This is a genomic window from Pseudomonas sp. So3.2b, assembly GCF_019464415.1.
In the GTDB taxonomy this organism is placed as follows: domain Bacteria; phylum Pseudomonadota; class Gammaproteobacteria; order Pseudomonadales; family Pseudomonadaceae; genus Aquipseudomonas; species Aquipseudomonas shahriarae.
Genome location: NZ_CP080494.1, coordinates 4,062,790 through 4,081,136 on the forward strand (window position 1 = coordinate 4,062,790; position 18,347 = coordinate 4,081,136).

The 18,347-nt window shown below is 61.4% G+C and carries 16 protein-coding genes; 2 read left to right on the top strand and 14 right to left on the bottom strand.

Annotated elements, in window-relative coordinates; translation table 11 throughout:
- Positions 1 to 12: 12 nt before the first annotated feature.
- The 4 genes from K1X80_RS18155 to K1X80_RS18170 form a co-directional block, all read right to left on the bottom strand.
- Entirely contained in the window at positions 13 to 792 is a 780-nt protein-coding gene (locus tag K1X80_RS18155) for a hypothetical protein (protein WP_169990059.1), read from the bottom strand.
- The gene (locus tag K1X80_RS18160) at positions 789 to 1,619 is read right to left on the bottom strand and encodes a DUF4123 domain-containing protein (protein ID WP_057438502.1); all 831 of its coding nucleotides are present in this window, start codon (positions 1,617 to 1,619) and stop codon (positions 789 to 791) included. The genes K1X80_RS18155 and K1X80_RS18160 overlap by 4 nt, the downstream gene beginning before the upstream one ends.
- Positions 1,619 to 3,640 (bottom strand): type VI secretion system tip protein VgrG, encoded by a 2,022-nt coding sequence (locus tag K1X80_RS18165; RefSeq protein WP_198799576.1) that lies wholly within the window; start codon positions 3,638 to 3,640, stop codon positions 1,619 to 1,621. Before K1X80_RS18165 ends, K1X80_RS18160 begins: the two co-directional genes overlap by 1 nt.
- A gap of 290 nt (positions 3,641 to 3,930) precedes the next feature.
- The gene (locus tag K1X80_RS18170; protein ID WP_120733559.1) at positions 3,931 to 4,902 is read right to left on the bottom strand and encodes a diaminopimelate epimerase; all 972 of its coding nucleotides are present in this window, start codon (positions 4,900 to 4,902) and stop codon (positions 3,931 to 3,933) included.
- 217 nt (positions 4,903 to 5,119) lie between these two features.
- On the opposite strand from K1X80_RS18170, the gene K1X80_RS18175 reads away from it, so the two are divergent.
- The gene (locus tag K1X80_RS18175) at positions 5,120 to 5,782 is read left to right on the top strand and encodes a carboxymuconolactone decarboxylase family protein (RefSeq protein WP_057959080.1); all 663 of its coding nucleotides are present in this window, start codon (positions 5,120 to 5,122) and stop codon (positions 5,780 to 5,782) included.
- 259 nt (positions 5,783 to 6,041) lie between these two features.
- On the top strand, positions 6,042 to 7,193 hold the full coding sequence (locus tag K1X80_RS18180) for an MFS transporter (RefSeq protein ID WP_220172392.1): 1,152 nt from the start codon (positions 6,042 to 6,044) through the stop codon (positions 7,191 to 7,193).
- A 12-nt stretch (positions 7,194 to 7,205) separates the two neighbouring features.
- Here K1X80_RS18180 and K1X80_RS18185 read toward each other — a convergent pair whose 3' ends face one another.
- The 10 genes from K1X80_RS18185 to K1X80_RS18230 all read right to left on the bottom strand — a co-directional run bounded on the left by K1X80_RS18185 (position 7,206) and on the right by K1X80_RS18230 (position 18,305).
- The gene (locus tag K1X80_RS18185; RefSeq protein WP_169990056.1) at positions 7,206 to 7,820 is read right to left on the bottom strand and encodes a type III secretion effector protein; all 615 of its coding nucleotides are present in this window, start codon (positions 7,818 to 7,820) and stop codon (positions 7,206 to 7,208) included.
- Positions 7,810 to 8,184 (bottom strand): hypothetical protein, encoded by a 375-nt coding sequence (locus tag K1X80_RS18190; RefSeq protein WP_152987925.1) that lies wholly within the window; start codon positions 8,182 to 8,184, stop codon positions 7,810 to 7,812. Before K1X80_RS18190 ends, K1X80_RS18185 begins: the two co-directional genes overlap by 11 nt.
- A gap of 145 nt (positions 8,185 to 8,329) precedes the next feature.
- Complete coding sequence (locus K1X80_RS18195; protein WP_200656548.1) at positions 8,330 to 8,566, bottom strand: hypothetical protein; 237 nt, start codon at positions 8,564 to 8,566, stop codon at positions 8,330 to 8,332.
- A 347-nt stretch (positions 8,567 to 8,913) separates the two neighbouring features.
- On the bottom strand, positions 8,914 to 9,756 hold the full coding sequence (locus K1X80_RS28255) for a hypothetical protein (RefSeq protein ID WP_233093359.1): 843 nt from the start codon (positions 9,754 to 9,756) through the stop codon (positions 8,914 to 8,916).
- Between the two features lie 307 nt (positions 9,757 to 10,063).
- Entirely contained in the window at positions 10,064 to 12,460 is a 2,397-nt protein-coding gene (locus K1X80_RS18205; protein ID WP_220172393.1) for a TonB-dependent receptor, read from the bottom strand.
- An 84-nt stretch (positions 12,461 to 12,544) separates the two neighbouring features.
- Entirely contained in the window at positions 12,545 to 13,513 is a 969-nt protein-coding gene (locus K1X80_RS18210; RefSeq protein ID WP_057959099.1) for a FecR family protein, read from the bottom strand.
- Between the two features lie 32 nt (positions 13,514 to 13,545).
- Positions 13,546 to 14,046 (bottom strand): sigma-70 family RNA polymerase sigma factor, encoded by a 501-nt coding sequence (locus K1X80_RS18215; RefSeq protein WP_057438495.1) that lies wholly within the window; start codon positions 14,044 to 14,046, stop codon positions 13,546 to 13,548.
- 276 nt (positions 14,047 to 14,322) lie between these two features.
- Positions 14,323 to 15,189, bottom strand: coding sequence for an alpha/beta hydrolase (locus tag K1X80_RS18220; RefSeq protein ID WP_057959077.1), 867 nt, complete (start codon positions 15,187 to 15,189; stop codon positions 14,323 to 14,325).
- On the bottom strand, positions 15,186 to 16,898 hold the full coding sequence (locus K1X80_RS18225) for a caspase family protein (protein ID WP_057959076.1): 1,713 nt from the start codon (positions 16,896 to 16,898) through the stop codon (positions 15,186 to 15,188). Before K1X80_RS18225 ends, K1X80_RS18220 begins: the two co-directional genes overlap by 4 nt.
- Positions 16,899 to 16,949: 51 nt before the next feature.
- A complete protein-coding gene (locus K1X80_RS18230; RefSeq protein WP_057959075.1) occupies positions 16,950 to 18,305 on the bottom strand; it encodes an MATE family efflux transporter in 1,356 nt (451 codons plus the stop codon).
- Positions 18,306 to 18,347 lie beyond the last annotated feature (42 nt).

Consider the following 18,347-nt stretch of genomic DNA (forward strand, 5'->3'; position numbering starts at 1 on the left):
CTTCACTCCCTGTTAGTTACACGTTGGATAAACATCACAGATACGTCCATCAGGCATTTTTATAGGTTTGAAGTCGGTCGTATTGCCCCGGCAGTACGCGAACATATCTTCGAAACTCTCACCCTGGCACCGCCTCCAGCCGTTTGGAACAGCTACCCAGTTATCGTCAAAGGCAGGTAGCTCTTCGTCAGACAGGTTCAACACCAGCCTGAGTTTTTGCCCCGCCAGTCGATCTCGTTGCACAGCGCCGCCTGCCGACGCTTTACTTGAAAGCCCATTTGCGTCCACTGATCTGCACATGAGGATTTTCCTGATCGCATGCACCGGCCCCACTGTGCGAAAGAACCACCTGCATCGTGCTTGCAACTCCAGCACCCCCGACTCAGGCCTCCCCGGCCCATCCGCGTCTAAACGATCCTGAATATGGATAGCCGCAATATCTCCGCCAACATCCGTATCGCGCGCGCCCCACCGCGCATAAAAATCAAACTCCACGCTGCGCAATACCAACGGGCAGCCCTCGACTGTTTCAGTCAGGGGCAGCGCCTGGGTCACGCGGCTGGCTACCGGGCTGTAGGGAACACTAAAAATCTTCCGCTCGGGCCTTTTGCCTCGACGCCAAGGCAAGGTGCAACGTTCACCTGCTGCGGGGCTGTAGTTAGCGGCGCTTTTAACGCGGAAATTGGCTGGCAAATCCACCTCCAAGGTAAAGCGATCAACGGGCACCACCGCACACCCCGATGTCCAGGCCATACCCAGCACCAGCAGAACTCCACACGCCTGGTTACTCATGCTTGCCCCAACGTGCGCCACTGCTCAGCCACCCGCCTGAAGTGTTCCTCCGGCGCCTCCCCCTTCAGCGGCTGCCACTGAATCACCCTGGGCCCGGTTGCCTCTGCCAAACGCCGCACCACCAAAAACTCCAGTTGCAGAGCGCCGTACCATTGCCAACTGCGGGCCTCGTCCAGTACCTGGGCCAGCCATCCCCCTGGATCCTGGAACTCGACCAACGCCGCAAGGCTTTCGCTGTGTTCGGCCAGCAGGTAGCGCAGGATATTCGCCTGCAAAATGGCCGAGGCCTGGGGGTTGGGGATGTTGAGCCAAGGAGCGGGGTCGGGTATCGGGTACTTTCCGGGCGCTGGGTTGTTGGCGCAGCACCATTGCTCTTCGTGCCAGTAGCAGACGCTGATCAGTGGCCCGAGATAGGCCGGCCATTGCGCTACCGGCACGCTGGTCAGCGCACGCCCCAGGGTGCGGTTGTCGTGGAAACGGTACAGGGCCTGATTGCCCGGTGGCCCCACCAGCATCCGCGCCTGCCAATGCTCGATGACGTCGCCCAGGTCCGCGTCGGGCAAGCTGCCCAGCCAGCCCCAGTTCATCTCAGGGTGCTCGAGCAACCCCACAAGCGCAGGCTCATCGAACTGCTCCACAAGCAGGATCACCGGCCCGTCAGCCGCCAGTGCCGCCACTGCACTGCCACCGTAAAGGCTGCAACATTGCCCCAGGTTGCGAGGCGCCATCAGCGGCTGACGGGCGTTGCTGTTTCCCTCAAGAATCAAACACAGCCGGCGTCCTGCCTGCTGCTGTTGGGTCATCCATTGGCCCGGTGTACGCAGCATCAGGCCGCCCTCCCGCGGATGTCGCACACGCCTTCGCGGCAGCGTTCACATACCGGGCAGAAGTCCGCATCCAGTTGCCGGGCCATGCTCATGACGACAGCCTGGGCCGCTGAAATTTCCGCACCGCTGACGGCCGCACCCGCAGGGCTGGCCGAGCGCGCAACGGCCGGTTGGCCACCCTGGGTAATCGGGCGGCTGCTGAAGATCCCACCGGCCTGGATCAGCACATGCTCGCCTCCGGCCTTGAGGCTCAACTGCGCGCCAGCGTCGATCACCAGGCTGGCACCCGCCTTGAGATGAACCTGTTGCCCTGCCTCGATCACCAGGGCCTGGCCGATATAGGCCAGGCTATCGCCCTGCACCTGGAGGTGATCGCTCGCACCCAGGACCACCTTGCGATCACCACTGACATGTCGCTGTTCGGCGCTTTCCAGGCGCACCGTGCTCGGGCCGCGAATGGTTTCCCGCCGCTCCCCGCCGACTTCCAGGTGGCTGTCACGGCCTACCTGCTGCTGCCAGTCCCGCTGGGCCCGCAGGTAGATAAGCTCTTCACCCAGGCGGTCCTCCAGGTGCAGTTCGTTGCCGCCCGCACCACCGGGGGAACTGCGACTGCGCAATACGCTGCAGGTCTTGTGTTGCGGCAGTGGATAAGGCGGCATGTGCCGCGCATTGGGCAGACAACCGTTGATCAATGGCCGGTCCGGGTCGCCCTCCAGGAAGGTCACCAGCACCTCCATGCCGACCCGGGGCGTCATGATCGCGCCAAAACCGTCGCCCGCCCAGCCGGAGGCCACCCGTACCCAACAACTGCTTTTATCACTGGCCTTGTCCAGGCGATCCCAGTGAAAACGCACCTTCACCCGGCCGTAGGCATCGCAATGCACCTCCTCGCCCACCGGGCCCGTCACAGTGGCTGTCTGGCTGCCGGTAATGGTTGGCTTGGGATGCTTGAGCGCCGGGCGGTGGATCGCACGCCAGGGCGTGGCGTTGAAGCGGTTGCGATAGCCCTGGAACCTGTCGCCAGCGGGCATCGCCTCCTCCAGCGCCTGGGGTTGATACCCCTCGTGACGCACCGACGTAAGCAGCCACAAGTCATTGCAGGCAGGCTGCGGGTGATCGTGCAACGGCAGGAAATGACCACTGCACAACGCCGGTTGATCACTCTTGCCCAAGGCCCGGTGACGGTCGCGCTGATGGCGCTCCAGGCTGCGACGCGCCAATTGCACACCCCGCGCATGGCCGGTAAACCCGGCGGGGTAATGGTAGTCCTCAAGAGGCAGCACCGATGCAGCCCCGGCGTGTTCCTGCAAACGCCGTGAAGGATGCTCGAAGTCGTGATCACGGCGCACTGCCTGGCGGCTGCGCGTCGCCAGGCGCACATCGAAACGCTGGATCACCCGTGCCTCGGCGGCCGGCCCGTTGGCAGGGCGATAACGCTGTGCAGGCAGGCGACGGAACACCGTCTGGTCATCCCCAAACACCAATACATGGGCGTCCGGGCTGTGGCGAAAGTGGTAGTGAATCCCCTCCTCCTCACACAGCCTCTGGAGGAAGTGCAGGTCGGTTTCCGCGTATTGCACACAGAACGTGCGGGGCGGATAGACCACCGGACCCAACTCGAAGGCATACGCGTCGGCCAGGATGCCGTGGTGCTCGAGCACGGCCGCGATGATCTGCGGCACGCTGCGTTGTTGAAAGATGCGCTGGTCGCGCCGATGCTCCAGCCACGCCAGGCGCGGCGCCAGGGTCAGGCGATAACGAGTGAGCCGGCCCCCGGGGTCATCGCGACCGACGGCATACACCTGCCCGTGCAAACCTTCGCCCATTTCACCGAAGCCTAGATAGGCCGGCTGGTGCAGCAATGCTTCTAGGTCAAGGCCGGGGTTTTCGCTGACCAGTTGCACTTCGATGAAGTAGGGCTGGTCAAGGGCTTCGCGGCCTTTGAATGCCAGTACTTGGAAGTCTGTCTCCATGCCTTGAACAATAAAGTTGAAACGTGACGAAACAAACGCACTCACCATCCGTTGTTACCCGCCATCCACTATCTGACTGAAATACTCCCTCCCGCCAAACAAAAAACCTGCGGCCAAAGAAGTGCCTGAACGCTCTAAAGATTAGCGAGATCCACGAGAATTCGGCGCTTTGAAAATAAAAAAGAAGTTTCGTACGGACACAATGGAAGTCTCTTTTACAAGATGAGAAATCCTCAAAACAAAGCAAGCCCTAACAGCAGGAACTTCCTTACGCGACGCTTCAAACAATAACTAAACAATAAAGAAACAACTGACACTTAGTTAAGCCATCACGTACCTCAGCCTTGAAGCATCGCGGTCCCGAACAGGCTGACACCCAGCAGCGCATCTGCCTGAACGTGCAAGCGTACTGGCGCCGTACCGCCCGGCATCACCACGGCCACCTCTCCCGCCTCGACCCAACCCGCCCGCCATGCCGCACAGGCCACTGCGCTGGCACTGGTCCCGGAGGATGCCGTGGGCCCCTCACCGCGCTCGAACACCCGGGCAATCAGCCGATTGGCAGAGTCTCGCGCTGCCCATTGCAGGTTGACCCCGGCCGCACAGGGCCGGCCATCACCTGCGGGAGGAGCGAAGGCAATCGCTTTCAACGGCTCGAACAGATCAGGTTGGTGCATCTGCCGATTGTCCGGCAAGGCCGATACGTGTTCGACCAAGGTCACGCAATGGGGGTTGCCGATACGCACAAATTGGCTGCGGGTCCATTGCGGGTTGATCGCAGCCAGCTCATTCACTGGGCCAGGCTCGGCGCTTTCCGGCCCCATCGCTGCCACTGCCTGCGGCCCGAATGCTGGCTGCCCCAGTGCCAGCCAGAACCCATGGAGCTCCCCATAGACCGCCGGTTCAACCCCGGTCACCAGCGGCGTCACCCCATCAGGTTGATCGTGGTGTACCCGTAGCTCGCAGGCCTGGGTCATCAGCCCCGCGTCCGTCAGGGCCTGGGCAAAGATCGTCAAGCCATTGCCGCTGCGCTCGGCCAGGGAACCGTCGGTATTGACGATCAGCAGGTCATACGGCGGTGCAGCCTGGAACGGCCCGACCAGCAAACCGTCGCAGCGAAAGGCCTTGGCCTCGGCTGGGCGCAGCGACGTCCCCCAGCCACATTCGGACGCTATCGCCAGCCCCGTCCACGCCTGGCGAGTGCTGGCGGCCAGGGCGGCGTTATCGGGCACGGCAATGCCCCGGCTGCGCAACAGGGCCGGGCTGGCCACACCGTAGATATTGCCGCGAGCGTCGTAGAACAGGGTCATTGTGAGATCACCTCAGCATCCGCCGATGGTCAGCCATGGGAAAAGTGCCTGGCGATTGTGGGCGATCTCAGCGTAGGACACCAACAGCGAGCGCGCCGAGCATGGCAAAAAAACCAGCGCGCCCTACACTACTGCGTCGCTGGATGGACGTTTTCATCAGGCCGAAGTCCGTGCGCAGTCGAGCAAACGCCGTCCTCATTTTCCTGGAGGATGCACCATGAAGACACTTGCCCCGCAGAGCCCCGTTGAAACGCTTTACCGCGCCGGCCGCAAAACATTCATTGAGCGGGTACCGGATGGCGGCGCACGCCTGGATGCGTTGTTCCATACCGCGCCGGCCCTGGGCGAATTGGCGGTCGGTGTGGTGTACGGCTATCTGCACGAGCGCCCGGGCCTTGATCCGCGCTTGCAGGAAGCAGCGATCTTTGCCGCGATCGTCGCCGCCGGTATGGTCGGCCCGCCGTTGAGCGTGCATTTCAAGACCAGCCTGGCCCAAGGCCTGGCGCCTGGGGAGCTGACTGAACTGCTGCTGGTGGCCTCGGCCTTTACCGGTTTCCCCCGTGCCGTCGCCACCGCCGAGCAGCTCAACCTGCTGTTCACCGCAGCCAACCTGCCCTCGCCGCCACCACCGCCGCCACGGGCCGTGGCAGTAGCGTTTTGCGACAGTGTGCGCCGGGGCCAGCCGTCATTCCCGGTGGACGCCCAGGCTCGAAAGCTGCTGCGCAAACCCCATAAGCTATCGCTGCACGCCACGGCTGCGGATCGGGTGCTGGTGGAGAGTTACATCGGCCAGGAAACCACGCCCCGTGGCACCCTCCTGGTGCGGGTCGCTGGCGCCGACGTGGTGCAAGTCAGGGCATATCTCCCAACCCCCAACTGACCCACGCGCAGAAGTGGCCTGGAAGGTGGTAATCCTGTGCAAGCAGCCTGGGGTTCAACGCTACTCACAGGGATTACGCACCCTCCAGGCCACCTCAAGCAGGCCCGATAACCTCTGTGTGGTGATCCACGGTAAAAGTGTTCCGTGTTGTCAGTAAAAACTTCGCGGCCCGCAAGGGAACCTGGCTCGCTCGATAGGGCCTGATGTGCAAGGATGTCGCGCTGGACATCGTTCGCTGAACGCAAAACCAAGGATATTCATGACTGCCATCCCCCCCCAGGCGCCTGTGGTTCCGGGACGCCTGGAACAAATGTCGACCCGTATCGCGTTTTTTATTGCCGGCTTCGGCATCGCGGCCTGGGCACCGTTGGTCCCCTATGCCAAGGCCCGCGCGCAGCTCAACGAAGGCACCCTGGGCCTGTTGCTGTTGTGCCTGGGAGTGGGGTCGATCATTGCCATGCCGGTGGCCGGCGCGCTGGCGTCACGCTTCGGCTGCCGCCGCGTGTTGAGCGCCGGGACGCTGCTGCTCTGCGTGGCCTTGCCGATGCTGGCCACGGTCAGCTCGATACCCTTGCTGATGGCCGGATTGTTTCTGTTTGGTGCAGGCCTGGGCACGGTGGACTCCACCGTCAACCTGCAGGCAGTGATTGTTGAGCGGGCCAGTGGCAAAACCATGATGTCGGGCTTCCATGGGCTGTTCAGCCTGGGGGGGATTGTGGGGGCGGCAGGTGTCAGTGCGCTGCTCGGCCTGGGGCTGTCACCGCTTTCGGCCACCCTGGTGGTTATCGTGATTACCCTGGGCGCCTTGCTCAAGGCGGCCCCGCACTTGTTGCCCTACGGCAGCGAAAGCTCCGGCCCGGCCTTCGCCATCCCCCATGGGGTGGTGCTGTTTATCGGCTGCCTGTGTTTTATCGTATTCCTGGCAGAGGGTGCCGTGCTCGATTGGAGCGCGGTGTTTCTCAGTGACGAACGCGGCCTCGACGAAGCCTACGCGGGCCTGGGTTATGCGGCGTTTGCCTTGACCATGACCCTCGGCCGCCTGACCGGCGATGCCATTGTGCGCCGCCTGGGTGCCAAACGGGTGATCGTGATCGGTGGTTTGCTGGCCACCGCCGGCATGCTGCTGGCCACCCTGCTCCCGGCATGGGAAACCGCCCTGCTGGGTTATGCCCTGGTCGGTGCCGGCTGTTCGAATATCGTGCCGGTGCTGTACACCGCGGTGGGCAAGCAAACGGTCATGCCGGAGCACATTGCGGTGCCCGCCATTACCACCCTGGGATATGCCGGTATTCTCGCAGGCCCCGCGCTGATTGGTTTTATCGCCCACGGCAGCAGCCTGAGCGTGGCCTTTGTGTTGATCGCCGTGCTGCTGTTGGCGGTGGCGATCAGCGGCAAAATACTGCGGGTGTAAGGCCCCCAGGCGCTACAGGTCTCTAGTGTTTTCAAGCCAGCCGTCAAGGTCTTTGTTGCTCAGCCATCCCTTCTGGTAATGACTACCGTAAATACGTCGCCAGCCAGAATGGATGCGTTCCAGGGAACTCAAAAGCCTGGGACGGTCCACCAAGTTTTTTGACATATACACCAGTTGTTCGCTGTACATTTTTTTCGGTAACCCCGTGGCAGGGTCTCGGATAACGGCACCGTTCTGGTCCGTTTCATCCGGATCCTTACTGATTGACACAAGCCGTTCGATCTGGACGTAGCCGACACTCTCAAAAAAGCCCGTGCGGTCCCGGGATCTGTCACGCAGTTCATCAAAAGCGGCCCTGAACGCCAGCACCAACTCGACATTGGTCTTGGCGTGAAAAGGATCCGGACTGAAGGCATTGGGGTCGCTGTTGCCAAACACACCCTGTACCGCCCGCTCCAGACTTTGCCGCGTTATAAACCCCTCTTCGTCAAGGATCGCTTCGATCAACCGCGGGCGCTGGACCAGTGCCCTGGCCAGCAGAATGGCGTTGTTGAGCGCCGGTGTGTCAGTCATTTTTGCACTGGCAATTCGCCGCAGCGACGACAGTTTCAGTCCTTCATTTTTCATGAAAATTTTCCAGCACGGAAAAATGGTCACCCAGCGCCTTGACTAACTGGCGGTCCGGCAATTGGGTGTAGGGGTTCACATTGGGGGTACGCGTCGAGGGCGCGTTTCTCAGCTCCTGATGATGCAGCATGACCTCATCGGGCGTGGCCCACCGCAACGGGCGGCGGAATCCCGAAGAGCGGATAGTGCTGGGCAAAGGTTGATTATCGGCCTGCCAGCCACGCGGCGTGGTCTCGCTTGAAGCAGCATGAGCTTTCTGTTGTGCGTCATCCGGTATCGCTTCATGGCGGCTCGTAACATCGGGCCGCAGGAGAGGTACCCCACCGTCAATTGCCATGTTCATATCCACCTTTTCTAGATCCATACTCAGACCGGCTGCCACCACCGTCAGTGCAAGGGTGGGTTTCCAGCAAGCGCAAAGTATGTGGCCAACCACCGGCAATGGTTCCGGGGCACCCGATCAATTTCGATGTCTGTATGTAAACAATGGTCAGTCCTGGGCGCGGCCCTCAGTCAGGTTCTCGGGACGACAATGCTCCTGATCGGGAACCGCCCAGCAAGGCTTTTATGGCATTGATCAACCCGCTCGTCGTACCCGCAGGCGTCTGCATGGTGGTGGTTGGGAAGGCAGTGGCGCGGTAGGACTGCATGCCTTTGGCGAAGTCATCCGCCGCCGGGGCCTTGAAGGTGTACTGGCCGGAAAAATTCCTTACCCGTTGGGCTTCGGCGCCTTCCCCTCCTGGCACAGCCTGATTCTGGGCATCGAAAAGTTGTCTCTGCGTCGTGTTTTCGCAAGGTGGAGCAAGAAGGGATTGCGGCAGGCCGGGAGTTTGAGTTCCAAACGACGTTGAAGTCATGTCAACACCCTCTCTGTGAGTGAAACTGCCGGCGTCATAAAGGCCGTCAGATACACGTTATGTGGCAAACCGCTGAAAACAGTTCCTGATCAGCGAAGTGGCAGGCGATAAGTGGACACGTGCAGCCCTAGTCAGCGCGGTCATCCGCAAGACTGGCAACCCTGGTCGAACCGGGAAATACCGCGAAAGACTCGCGGCGCTTCCCGGTTGTGTGCTCCCAGTGCAATACCGGCGGTTTAATGGGACAACTTCTTCAACCCACGCTTGCTGATTCTGCCGTCATAGTCGGGGCTAGCAACGTTGTCCATTTGTTGCAGCAAGTTGGAGCGGTTGAAGACCTCCCTCGCCAGGTGGGTGAGTTGGTCCCGATGAGGGTTACCTGTCAACGGGCGCTGGGCCCTGGCATTGAGATCGGCGACCTTGATGTCTTTGCTCCAGAAACTGCCTTTGAGCTGATTGAAATTCTTCAGCATGTCCTTGGCGAGTTGTTCATCGTCCTTGTACTTCAAGGGGTTGTCAGAGCGGATGACGTCATAGATGTTTTGACGGCTGATCTGAGCATCCAGCCCCCCCGTACGACCATCACGGTCAAGCGCTTTGAGCAGGTCCGGACGCTTCATGATTTCCCTGGCCAGCCGGATGTCCTGATTCTTGTGCGGGTACTTTGTCAGGGGCGTTTCAGCCTTTGCTTTCAACCCCTGCGGCGTAATGTAGTCCGGGTTTTTCGGATCGTTGAACGCCTTGAAATTATCCAGAAGTTGCTGGGCCAACTGATCATGGCTGCGCTTTGAATAGATCGGATCGGGTTGCTGCGGGAAGGGCCTTGGCGGCGGGTTCCCAGGGAGCGGGGGCCTGCCCCACCGGGCGGCATCGGCCTGTACGCCGGCGGCGCCTTGTGCCATCGGCTGTGCAGCCGCAAACACCGGCCCAGACTTGCTCTCTGGCCCGCTGAAACTAGGCCCCTTGGCGGCTGGCCCGGCGGCCGACGCCGCAGCGCCCGTGGTGTTGGCCTCGGCCTCGTGACGCATGGCGTCATTCGGTAGATTGACGACAGGCTGATTGAACGCAGGTACCGACATAATGTTCTCCAGTGCGGCTTGTTGACACGATGTACCTCACCGTCCGAAGCACCCAGGCGATAAATTGATCACCGGATGTCTGTGCACAGTGGGCTAATTGTGTCTGTGGCGGACTGGGGGAGTTCGGTTCCGGAAAGCGACGAAAATCGCCTAAAAAAGGTAGGAAGCCCGCCAACGTCCCCTTCAACCTCGGCTGAAGGATCGTAAGGAGCAAGAGAAAGGCCAAGAGGAAAAGCGCGTGGAAGGGCGTCAGCAGCGACGCCCCCCATCAATAGAAAAATCGTCGCCGGCAGGCGACGATTCCCCGTCAGAACCCCACGCTCGCCTGTACAAAGAAGGTGCGTGGCTCACCCAGGTAAATCCCGGCGTTGTTGTCGCTGGAACGGGTGAAGTGCTGCTGGTCAAACACGTTTTTCACCCCGACACCCAACTTCAGGTTCGACAGTTGCGGGCCGAAGTCATAGCCACTGCGCACATTGACGGAAACATACCCCGGGATATCCCCGTACTGGCCGTCGGCGGTCGGTTCGGTGATATAGGTGTTGGTGGTGCCTGGCGCGCGCTGGCCGGACTGGGCATACGCGTCCAGGTTATGGGTCCAGTGATTGACGGCATAACGCAGCCCCAGGGTCGCCACTTGCCGGGAGTACAACGGCAGGTCACGGCCCTTGAACGCCACATCACCTTCAGCGGTCGCCTTGGTGTAGGTAAAGCCGGCATTGGCACTCAGGCCCTCCAGACGCGGGTCGAGGTCGGCCAGGTCGTAATGGGCCGAAGCTTCGATACCCGTGTGTTTGGTCGCGCCCAGGTTGGTCCAGCCCACGTCATTGCTGACGTATTGCAACTCATCGGAGAAGTCGATGTAAAACAGCGTCACTTCGCCGCCCCAGACGTTGTCGTTGTAGCGGGTGCCGATCTCGTAGGTCTTGGCCTTTTCCGGTTGCAGGCCGTTGGCCGTCTGGTCGCCATTTCCGCCCTGGCCCAGCTGGAAATACTGCAGGCTGCCGAAGGATGTTTCGTAGTTGGCGAACAGCTTCCAGGCATCGGACACGTGGTACATCACGCTCAGCGCCGGCAGCGGTTCGTTGTTCTTGATCGCGCGGTGCTTCTCCTGGGTGCGGGAACCATTGAGCGCCACCACCGGGCGGTCATGCCATTGGGTGCGGATGCTTTCAAAGCGGATACCGGGGGTAATCGTCCACTTGCCCACGTCGATCTTGTCATCAATATAGAACGCGTTGGCCTCAGTGCCACCGGTGCGGTCCTGGTACACATGGCCGTCACTCTGGCCACCCGGCGTCGGCACGTTGTTGATCAGTTTGAGGCTGGTGGCCTGCTCGTGCATGCCTTCTTTCAAGTAGCGATAGCCGATACTGGCTTCCTGGGTGGTCGGGCCCAGCTCGAACACATGGGACACCCGTGGCTCGATGCCGAACGTGAAGTAGGTCCGCGGGTAGGAGCTGAGGGTTTTCAGGTCACGGTTGGCGATGTTGCTGCCCCGGAAACTGTCGGAATAATAGGTCAGCACTTCGGCCTGGGTGCGGTCGTCAATCTGGCGGATGTACTTGAAGGACACATCCTTGCGCCGGCCACTGAAGTTGTCCCAGTCGCGCACCGACTGGTAAGGGTTGGCGTCGAACTGCTTCTGGGTCAGGCCGCCGGGCATGTCGGCACTGGCGTCGTAGTAATGGAAATTGAGGGTGAAATCGTCTTGATCGGTCGGCGCCCAGTGGGTCTTGAGGATCACATCGTCAATGTCGTTCCCGTTGTTGCTGTCGCGATAACCGTTGCCATTGACCCCGGAATACAGGAGCGCCATGCCAATGCCGTTGTCTGCGGTGCCGCCGATAAAAGCGTTGTCGACATGTTTCCAGCCGCCATGGGACGAGGTCTGCAGGGTGGTGCCGACTTCACCGGAAAAGGTCTCGGGGATCGCCCGGGTCACGAAGTTGATCACGCCGCCGACGTTCTGTGGGCCATACCGCACGGAACCGGCGCCGCGTACCACGTCGATGCTCTCCAGGTTACCGGCGGAAATCGGTGCCATCGACAACTGGGGCCGGCCATAGGGTGCGAACGCCGCAGGAATGCCGTCGATCAACACTGTGGAGCGCGGCGACAAGCGCGATGTCAGACCGCGTACGCCGACGTTGAGGGAAATATCGCTGCCACCGGTACCGTTGGATTCCTGCACCTGCACCCCAGGCACCCGGCGCAGCACGTCACCGACGTTCATCGCGCCCTGCTCTACCATAGCCTCGCGCCGGATCACGGTACGCGCGCCGGGATGGTTCTGCACCACTTCGGCGTTGGCATCGCCCAGCCAGTCGCCCACCACCTGGATCGCGGTCGTGCCAAGTTCCAGGGGTGAACCGGCTTCACCGGTGCCAGTGGCGAGGGGATGCAATGTCACCGAGCCCGAGTCGATCTGGTAGTCCAGGCCGCTGCCTTGCAGCAACTGGCGCAGGGCCTGCTCCGGCGACAGGTTGCCATCGACGGCCGGGGCTTGTTTGCCGGCCACCATCGGCGGGCTGAAAAACACTTGCAGTGAGGTTTGCTGGCCCAATTGGCTCAGTGCCGCCCCCAGTGGCTGGGCCTTGATGTGGATGGCATCGTCGGCATAGGCCGCAGTACTGATCGCCAGGGCCAGGGCCAATGGCGCCCAGCGGGCAGTTTTATTGTTGTTCGCAGCGAGTTTTGTCACGTCGTAATCCCAAGAAAGCGCGGCTGTTAATGCAAACCAGTTGCAGTTGGACAAGAAGACGAAGAACTCGGAAAAAACCTGAACCTAGCGTGAAATTATTTCCTGGCTACCGTCGGGCAGCGTGCGCAGGGCCACCGGCAGAATGTGCGGCAGGGCCTTGAGCAAGGCATCGGTGTCATCGGATTTGAACACGCTGGTCAGGCGCAGCTCGCTGGCGGCAGCGCTGACCCGCAAGGGTTTTTCGCGGTAGCGCGAGACTTCCCGGGCCACCTCGGCCAGGCTGGCATCGTTGAACACCAGCTTGCCGGTCTGCCAGGCCAGCAGTGCCTGGGCGTTGACCGGGCGGGCCGCCGCGACCGCGCCCTGACGGTCGATCGAGGTACTGAGGCCGGCGGTCAGGGTGACCGCCGGCTGGGCAGCCTGCCCTTGTACCTTGACCGTTCCGGCCTCGACCACCACGCGGGTCTGGTCATCGTCGCGGCGCACGTCAAACCGGGTCCCGATGACCGTCACCTGCCCTGCCCCGGCCTGCACCACAAAAGGCCGGTGGGTGTCGTGCTCAACGCTGAACAGCGCTTCACCCTGCTTGAGTTCGATCCCACGCCGGCCCTTTTCGTAATGCACCGCCACCACGCTACGGCTGTTGAGGTCCATCAGCGAGCCATCCGGCAGCGCCACCTGTCGACGCTCGCCCAACCCGGTGCTGAATTCCGCATCATAGCCGCCCGGGTGGTCCAGGCCACTGAACAACCCAAGGCCGACGGCCACCGCCAACACGCTGGCCGCCATGGCATAGCCCACGGCCCCGCGACGCTTGCGCGGCACAGGCGTATCGAGCAGGGCCTGCAAACGCACCTTGGGCAGCAGGTCGGCGGCGCTCCACAGCCCCTGCAGCACCTCGAACTCATACTGGTGCGCGGGATGCTCCCTACACCAACTGTCAAAAAGACCCTGGTCCTCAACGCTCAGGGGCGGGTCCTGCAGACGCACAAACCACTGCGCCGCCTCGTCGCGCACCGTTGCGCTGCCACAGGCACACTCGCGGGTATCCATCATGGAAGGTCCTGTTTCAAAGCGGGCATTGGTCATGGGGCCAGCGCATCCAGGCGCTCGCGCAGATGCCGCAGGGTGCGGATCATATACTTTTCCACCATGTTTTTAGAAAGCCCCAGGCGCTCGGCGATTTCCTGTTGGGTCATGCCTTCGATTTTTTGCCAGATGAAAATCCTGCGGCAATTGAGGGGCAATTCGGCCAGGGCCCGCTCGATGGAGTCCGCCAACTGGACGGCGTGCATGAAATGCTCCGGGTCGCCACTGTGCGGCGCACTCTGGTCAAGGCCTTGCAGTTCCAGTGCTTCGCGCCGGTCTGCACGCCGATAGGCATCCACCGCGATATTGCGCGCCGTCTGGTGCAAATAGGCACGCGGCTGCTCGACCCGCGCCGACTTGGACTCCAATACCCGCACAAACGTATCGTGGGCCAGGTCCTCGGCCTGCTGGCGATTGCGCAAGCGACGCGTCCAGGTCCCGACCAACTCTTCGTAGTACGCGAAAAAGCCTGGTCTGCGGGGCGGCTGGGGAGTCATCGACGGTGCACTGGGTAGGCGGGGCGTGAATAGTAATGCTTCCTATTAACGAGAGCAATTACTGACCGTCGCCCTGGCTGCGATTGCCGCCAACGCCGATCAGTTATGGTGAGAATCCAACAAACACCGGTAAACCCGGTGGGAGCTGTCGAGCCCCTGCGAGGCTGCGATGGCGTCGGCACTGCTTACATTGATGTTGGCTGATCCACCGCTATCGCAGCCTCGCAGGGGCTCGACAGCTCCCACCTTTGATTTTCACGAACGTTGACATTGCGCTCACTTAACTAACCGTTGATGCATCCACGTTGCGACGGTTACATCATCAAGGTAGCCCGCAATACCATGCCGATTGGCCATATGGTTACTCACGCCCTTGAAGTTCTCGATACCGGGTGTGATGTTCCAGCGGGTAGAGTCCAGTGGATACAACGCCACCGCATCGCCCGGATCATAGGCATTGAACCACTGCTGCACACCCGCAGGCATCGACAATGCAGGGGGGGTGAGCATTTCGCGCACGGTGTTCAGGCCCAGGGGCGAGCCCACCGTCACCAACCCCAGCACATTGGCGCGACGCCCAAGCTCCTGCAATGCCCGGTACGCAACAATCGACCCCAAGGAGTGTGCCACCACCACACAAGGCTCATCTGCAATGGCAGCCTTTACGATGGCGGTAATGCGATCCGACACGGCGGGGTAAGTCAGATAGAGATAGACATCGCGCGTGAACCGATCAAGAGCGGCTTCACCCAGGGCGGTACGCTGATCCACTGCACGTAACAGCGCCTGGACCCAGGGTGAACTGCCAAGGCCCTTCTCGGTGCTGTGCTCATCGAGAAACGCCTGGATCTGCGCGTCGGTCATGCCATTGGCGGTCGCGATGTCCTGCAAAAATCTGCCACGAAAATCATCCTGCGCCTGTTCATCGCCCCGCAGGCGCACCCCACGCGCCAGCGGGGTGCTGAGGGCGCGCGTCAGTTCATCCAGTTCATCGGCGTAAAACGCCATCGTCACAGACAGCCCTTCGGGGCGTGGAAGACCTGCCTCCCCCCAGCCGATATACAGCGAGTCCAGCCACAATTTTTCCAGGGTTTCCCGGGTGCTTCCCTGTTGGTCACGCCCGTGGATAAATACCAGCTTCACAGAAAATACCCCGAAAAATGTCGTTCCAGTATCGCCGAGCCCTTCTTGGAAAAGGTCGTCCACAGTGAAGGTTCAAGATGGCGTCCGGCCTCCAGGAGGAAAGAGGGCATCAATTGCTTCATCTCCCCCAGCAATGACCACCCCTGCGACAGCATTGGCACGCCGGGCAGGTAGTCCAAGATAACCTGCTCCCTCCGGCCGCCCGCCATGGCGAGCATGGCCACATCAAAAGGAATCAGCTGACGGTCGGCCTGCATAAAGCGGTAAATACTCCTGATGCCGTTCAAATCTCCCGCCTGGTGGTAGGCATAGGCCGCATAAATGCCCAAGGTCGGGTCCATGCGTTTGAGCAGGCGCAGATATCGGGCAGAGTCCCAAGCCAGCGTTGCCTGGGGCAAACGAAAGCTGCCCTGGCGCGCGGCTACGGCCACATAGGCGCGACGCATCTCCAGTTCCTCTCCCAGATATTCATAGTCGTTATGGGGGTCTCGCATGGCCGACGGGGTGTAGTTGATCGTGACGATGCGGCCGCCCTCAACAATCAATGTGCCAACAAAACCGGGCATGGCGGCCACCAAAGTGCTCGTACCGTTCTTAAAGCGCAGGTACAACGTGCGCGCCGCCTCGCCACGGATCTCAATGCTCGGCCCATCGATCCCGCGCCATGTCTTCTGGTCCCGCCCAATCTCGCAAATCAGAGCGATCTCGCCGCCAATCACGTGGAACCCTGTCTGCATACCCGTCTCACGGTTATCCATGGCTGCCACAAGGCGCCGCATCTCGGTATTCAATACCCGCTTGGGAAGAGGCTTGCCCCATCTGGGACGCATCAAATGCTCCTGACGCCACTCCAGGCTTCCCCGCGCAGCGGCAGGTTCAGTCAAGTCGGGTGGTGAGTGAGGTCCCTCTGCTGCAGCCCCCCCGGCACCATGCTCAATCGTGGCCAGAAACTTGGGCAACGCCGACTCCACCCGCGACTCCGGCCGTTGGGAAAGAGCGATGGAAACTCTTTGCGCTGCTTGGGGAATGGCGTGTGCCAGATGCTGTTTGAGTGGACGCGAAGCAACCACTTGCTGCGGCGCACCGCCCTCGGTCATCACAGTTTCGATAACCGTTTGAACGTCGCCGCGCAAAGCAGTGAGCATGCATTCGGTCAACAGCCCACAGTGACGCTCATTGGCATCATCCGCCGGTACCTCCAGCGCGGGGTCACCAGGCAACGCTGCATAAAACACATCCACTTCCGGGGGCGTGTTGTTAGAGCGATAAGCAGGAAATATCCGGTAGCCGTCGACCATGCTCACCTGAAGGGTTCCCGCCAGCGACCGGCATGCATCCGAAATGATCACAACGTGTTCGATACCACACTGACGCGCCAGGCTGATCGAGCCATTGACGTTGATGGCATGGTTGGGATTCCTGCCCACCTCGGACAATAGCCACAACTCACAATCCGGGGCTCTCAATACACCATGGCCGGAAAAGAACACCACCAGTTGAGAGTACGTCCTGCTCTCCACGATCTTACTGATCGCCTCGAATATCTCCTCAGGCCCCACGACCTTGCCGTCAGCATCGGAAAAAACAGTGGTCTCGAAACCTTGCTCCCTACCCCATTCCCCCACCTGCTCAGCCCCAGAGGCCGCGCCACGCAGTGCAGGGAAATGGCCGGCGCGGTCGACGCCGATTGCGATTAATGCTTTTTTCATAGGTCTCTCTCCATGATGACACTATGCCATCCAGCCCCTCGCAGCCTCAACTCACACCAACCGCTTAATCTGCTTATGCCGCCACACCAACCGGTAATACGCCGTCTGCAACCCCAGCATCACCAGGTAAGTCACCGGAAACGCCATCCACACCCCTTCCAGGCCAAAGCGTGCATTGAGCAGGTACGCCACCGGCAGTTCCACGCCCAGCACGCAGAAGATCGAGATCGCCACCGGCATCAGCACCACGCCACTGGCGCGCATGATGCCGCCAATCACTGCCTGGAAGCCGAACACCAGAATGCTCCAGAGCATGATGTGCAGCAGGTGTTCGGCCTGGACCCGCGCCTGATCATCGGTGATGAACAGGCCCAGTAGCCAGTGGGACAAGGCGTAGCCCAGCACGATCAGGCCTCCGGTCAGGCACAGGTTGATCGCAAGCCCGGTGCGCAGGATCGGCCCGATGCGTTCCAGGCGCCCGGCGCCAATGGCTTGGGCGCCGAGGATCGAGGCGGTGATGGCGATCGACAGCGCCGGGAACTGCACATAGTTGACGATCTGCGTCACCGCGCCATACGCCGCCGTGGCCTGGGAGCCGTGGCCGTTGACCAGCGCCAGGATCACCAGCTCCGACAACGACAGCACCACCATCTGCAAGCCGGTGGGCAGGCCGATGCGCAGGACTTTGCCGAGGATCGCCCGGTCCAGGCGCAAGGCCGCCAATAATGCGCGGTCCGGCGCCATCACATGGTTTTTATGGCGCAGGCGCAGCACCAGAAACAGCATGGCCACGGCGTTGGCCACCAGGCCAGCATAGGCCGCGCTCTGGATGCCCATGGGCGCCAGCCCCAGCCAGCCGCGGATCAGGGCCGGGGTCAGCAACAGGCCGACCACCGTTGAAACCATCAGCGCCAGCAACGGCGACACCGTATCGCTCACGCCTCGCAGCAATTGGGTGTAGAGGATGAACACCAGCAGTAACGGCATGATCAGCATCATCACCTGGGCATAGCCGACGGCGTCGTCCAGCACATCCAGCGGCGTGCCCAGCGCGTGCATGGCCGGGCGGGCGAACAGGCTGCCGAGCACGGCGGCGAGAATCCCGATCAACGCCCCCAGGGTCAGGGTCGCGCCGGTGATGACCTTGACCAGTGCGGTTTCCCCCGCGCCCCAGGCCTGGCCGATCAGCACCGAGGCGCCCGCCCCCAGGCCAATCACCAGGGCGATAAAAAAGAACACGATGGGAAACATCCCCGACACCGCCGCCAGCGCCTGGGTGCCGAGCATCTGCCCGACATAAATGCCATTGAGGGTGCCGGAAAAACTCTGGAGGAAGTTGGACAGCACCATCGGCGCAAGAAAGAACAGGTACACCTGCCACAACGGGCGTTGCAAAGGGTTCTGCATGAAAAGCGGGGCCTCGGAATGACACAGCGACCGAGGGGTTAT

What these genes read in the sequence shown, in the direction of transcription:
- K1X80_RS18155 (WP_169990059.1), bottom strand. Translation starts at nt 792, where the DNA reads ATGAGTAACCAGGCGTGTGGAGTTCTGCTGGTGCTGGGTATGGCCTGG.
- K1X80_RS18160 (WP_057438502.1), bottom strand. Translation starts at nt 1,619, where the DNA reads ATGCTGCGTACACCGGGCCAATGGATGACCCAACAGCAGCAGGCAGGA.
- K1X80_RS18165 (WP_198799576.1), bottom strand. Translation starts at nt 3,640, where the DNA reads ATGGTGAGTGCGTTTGTTTCGTCACGTTTCAACTTTATTGTTCAAGGC.
- K1X80_RS18170 (WP_120733559.1), bottom strand. Translation starts at nt 4,902, where the DNA reads ATGACCCTGTTCTACGACGCTCGCGGCAATATCTACGGTGTGGCCAGC.
- K1X80_RS18175 (WP_057959080.1), top strand. Translation starts at nt 5,120, where the DNA reads ATGAAGACACTTGCCCCGCAGAGCCCCGTTGAAACGCTTTACCGCGCC.
- K1X80_RS18180 (WP_220172392.1), top strand. Translation starts at nt 6,042, where the DNA reads ATGACTGCCATCCCCCCCCAGGCGCCTGTGGTTCCGGGACGCCTGGAA.
- K1X80_RS18185 (WP_169990056.1), bottom strand. Translation starts at nt 7,820, where the DNA reads ATGAAAAATGAAGGACTGAAACTGTCGTCGCTGCGGCGAATTGCCAGT.
- K1X80_RS18190 (WP_152987925.1), bottom strand. Translation starts at nt 8,184, where the DNA reads ATGGATCTAGAAAAGGTGGATATGAACATGGCAATTGACGGTGGGGTA.
- K1X80_RS28255 (WP_233093359.1), bottom strand. Translation starts at nt 9,756, where the DNA reads ATGTCGGTACCTGCGTTCAATCAGCCTGTCGTCAATCTACCGAATGAC.
- K1X80_RS18210 (WP_057959099.1), bottom strand. Translation starts at nt 13,513, where the DNA reads ATGGATACCCGCGAGTGTGCCTGTGGCAGCGCAACGGTGCGCGACGAG.
- K1X80_RS18215 (WP_057438495.1), bottom strand. Translation starts at nt 14,046, where the DNA reads ATGACTCCCCAGCCGCCCCGCAGACCAGGCTTTTTCGCGTACTACGAA.
- K1X80_RS18225 (WP_057959076.1), bottom strand. Translation starts at nt 16,898, where the DNA reads ATGAAAAAAGCATTAATCGCAATCGGCGTCGACCGCGCCGGCCATTTC.
- K1X80_RS18230 (WP_057959075.1), bottom strand. Translation starts at nt 18,305, where the DNA reads ATGCAGAACCCTTTGCAACGCCCGTTGTGGCAGGTGTACCTGTTCTTT.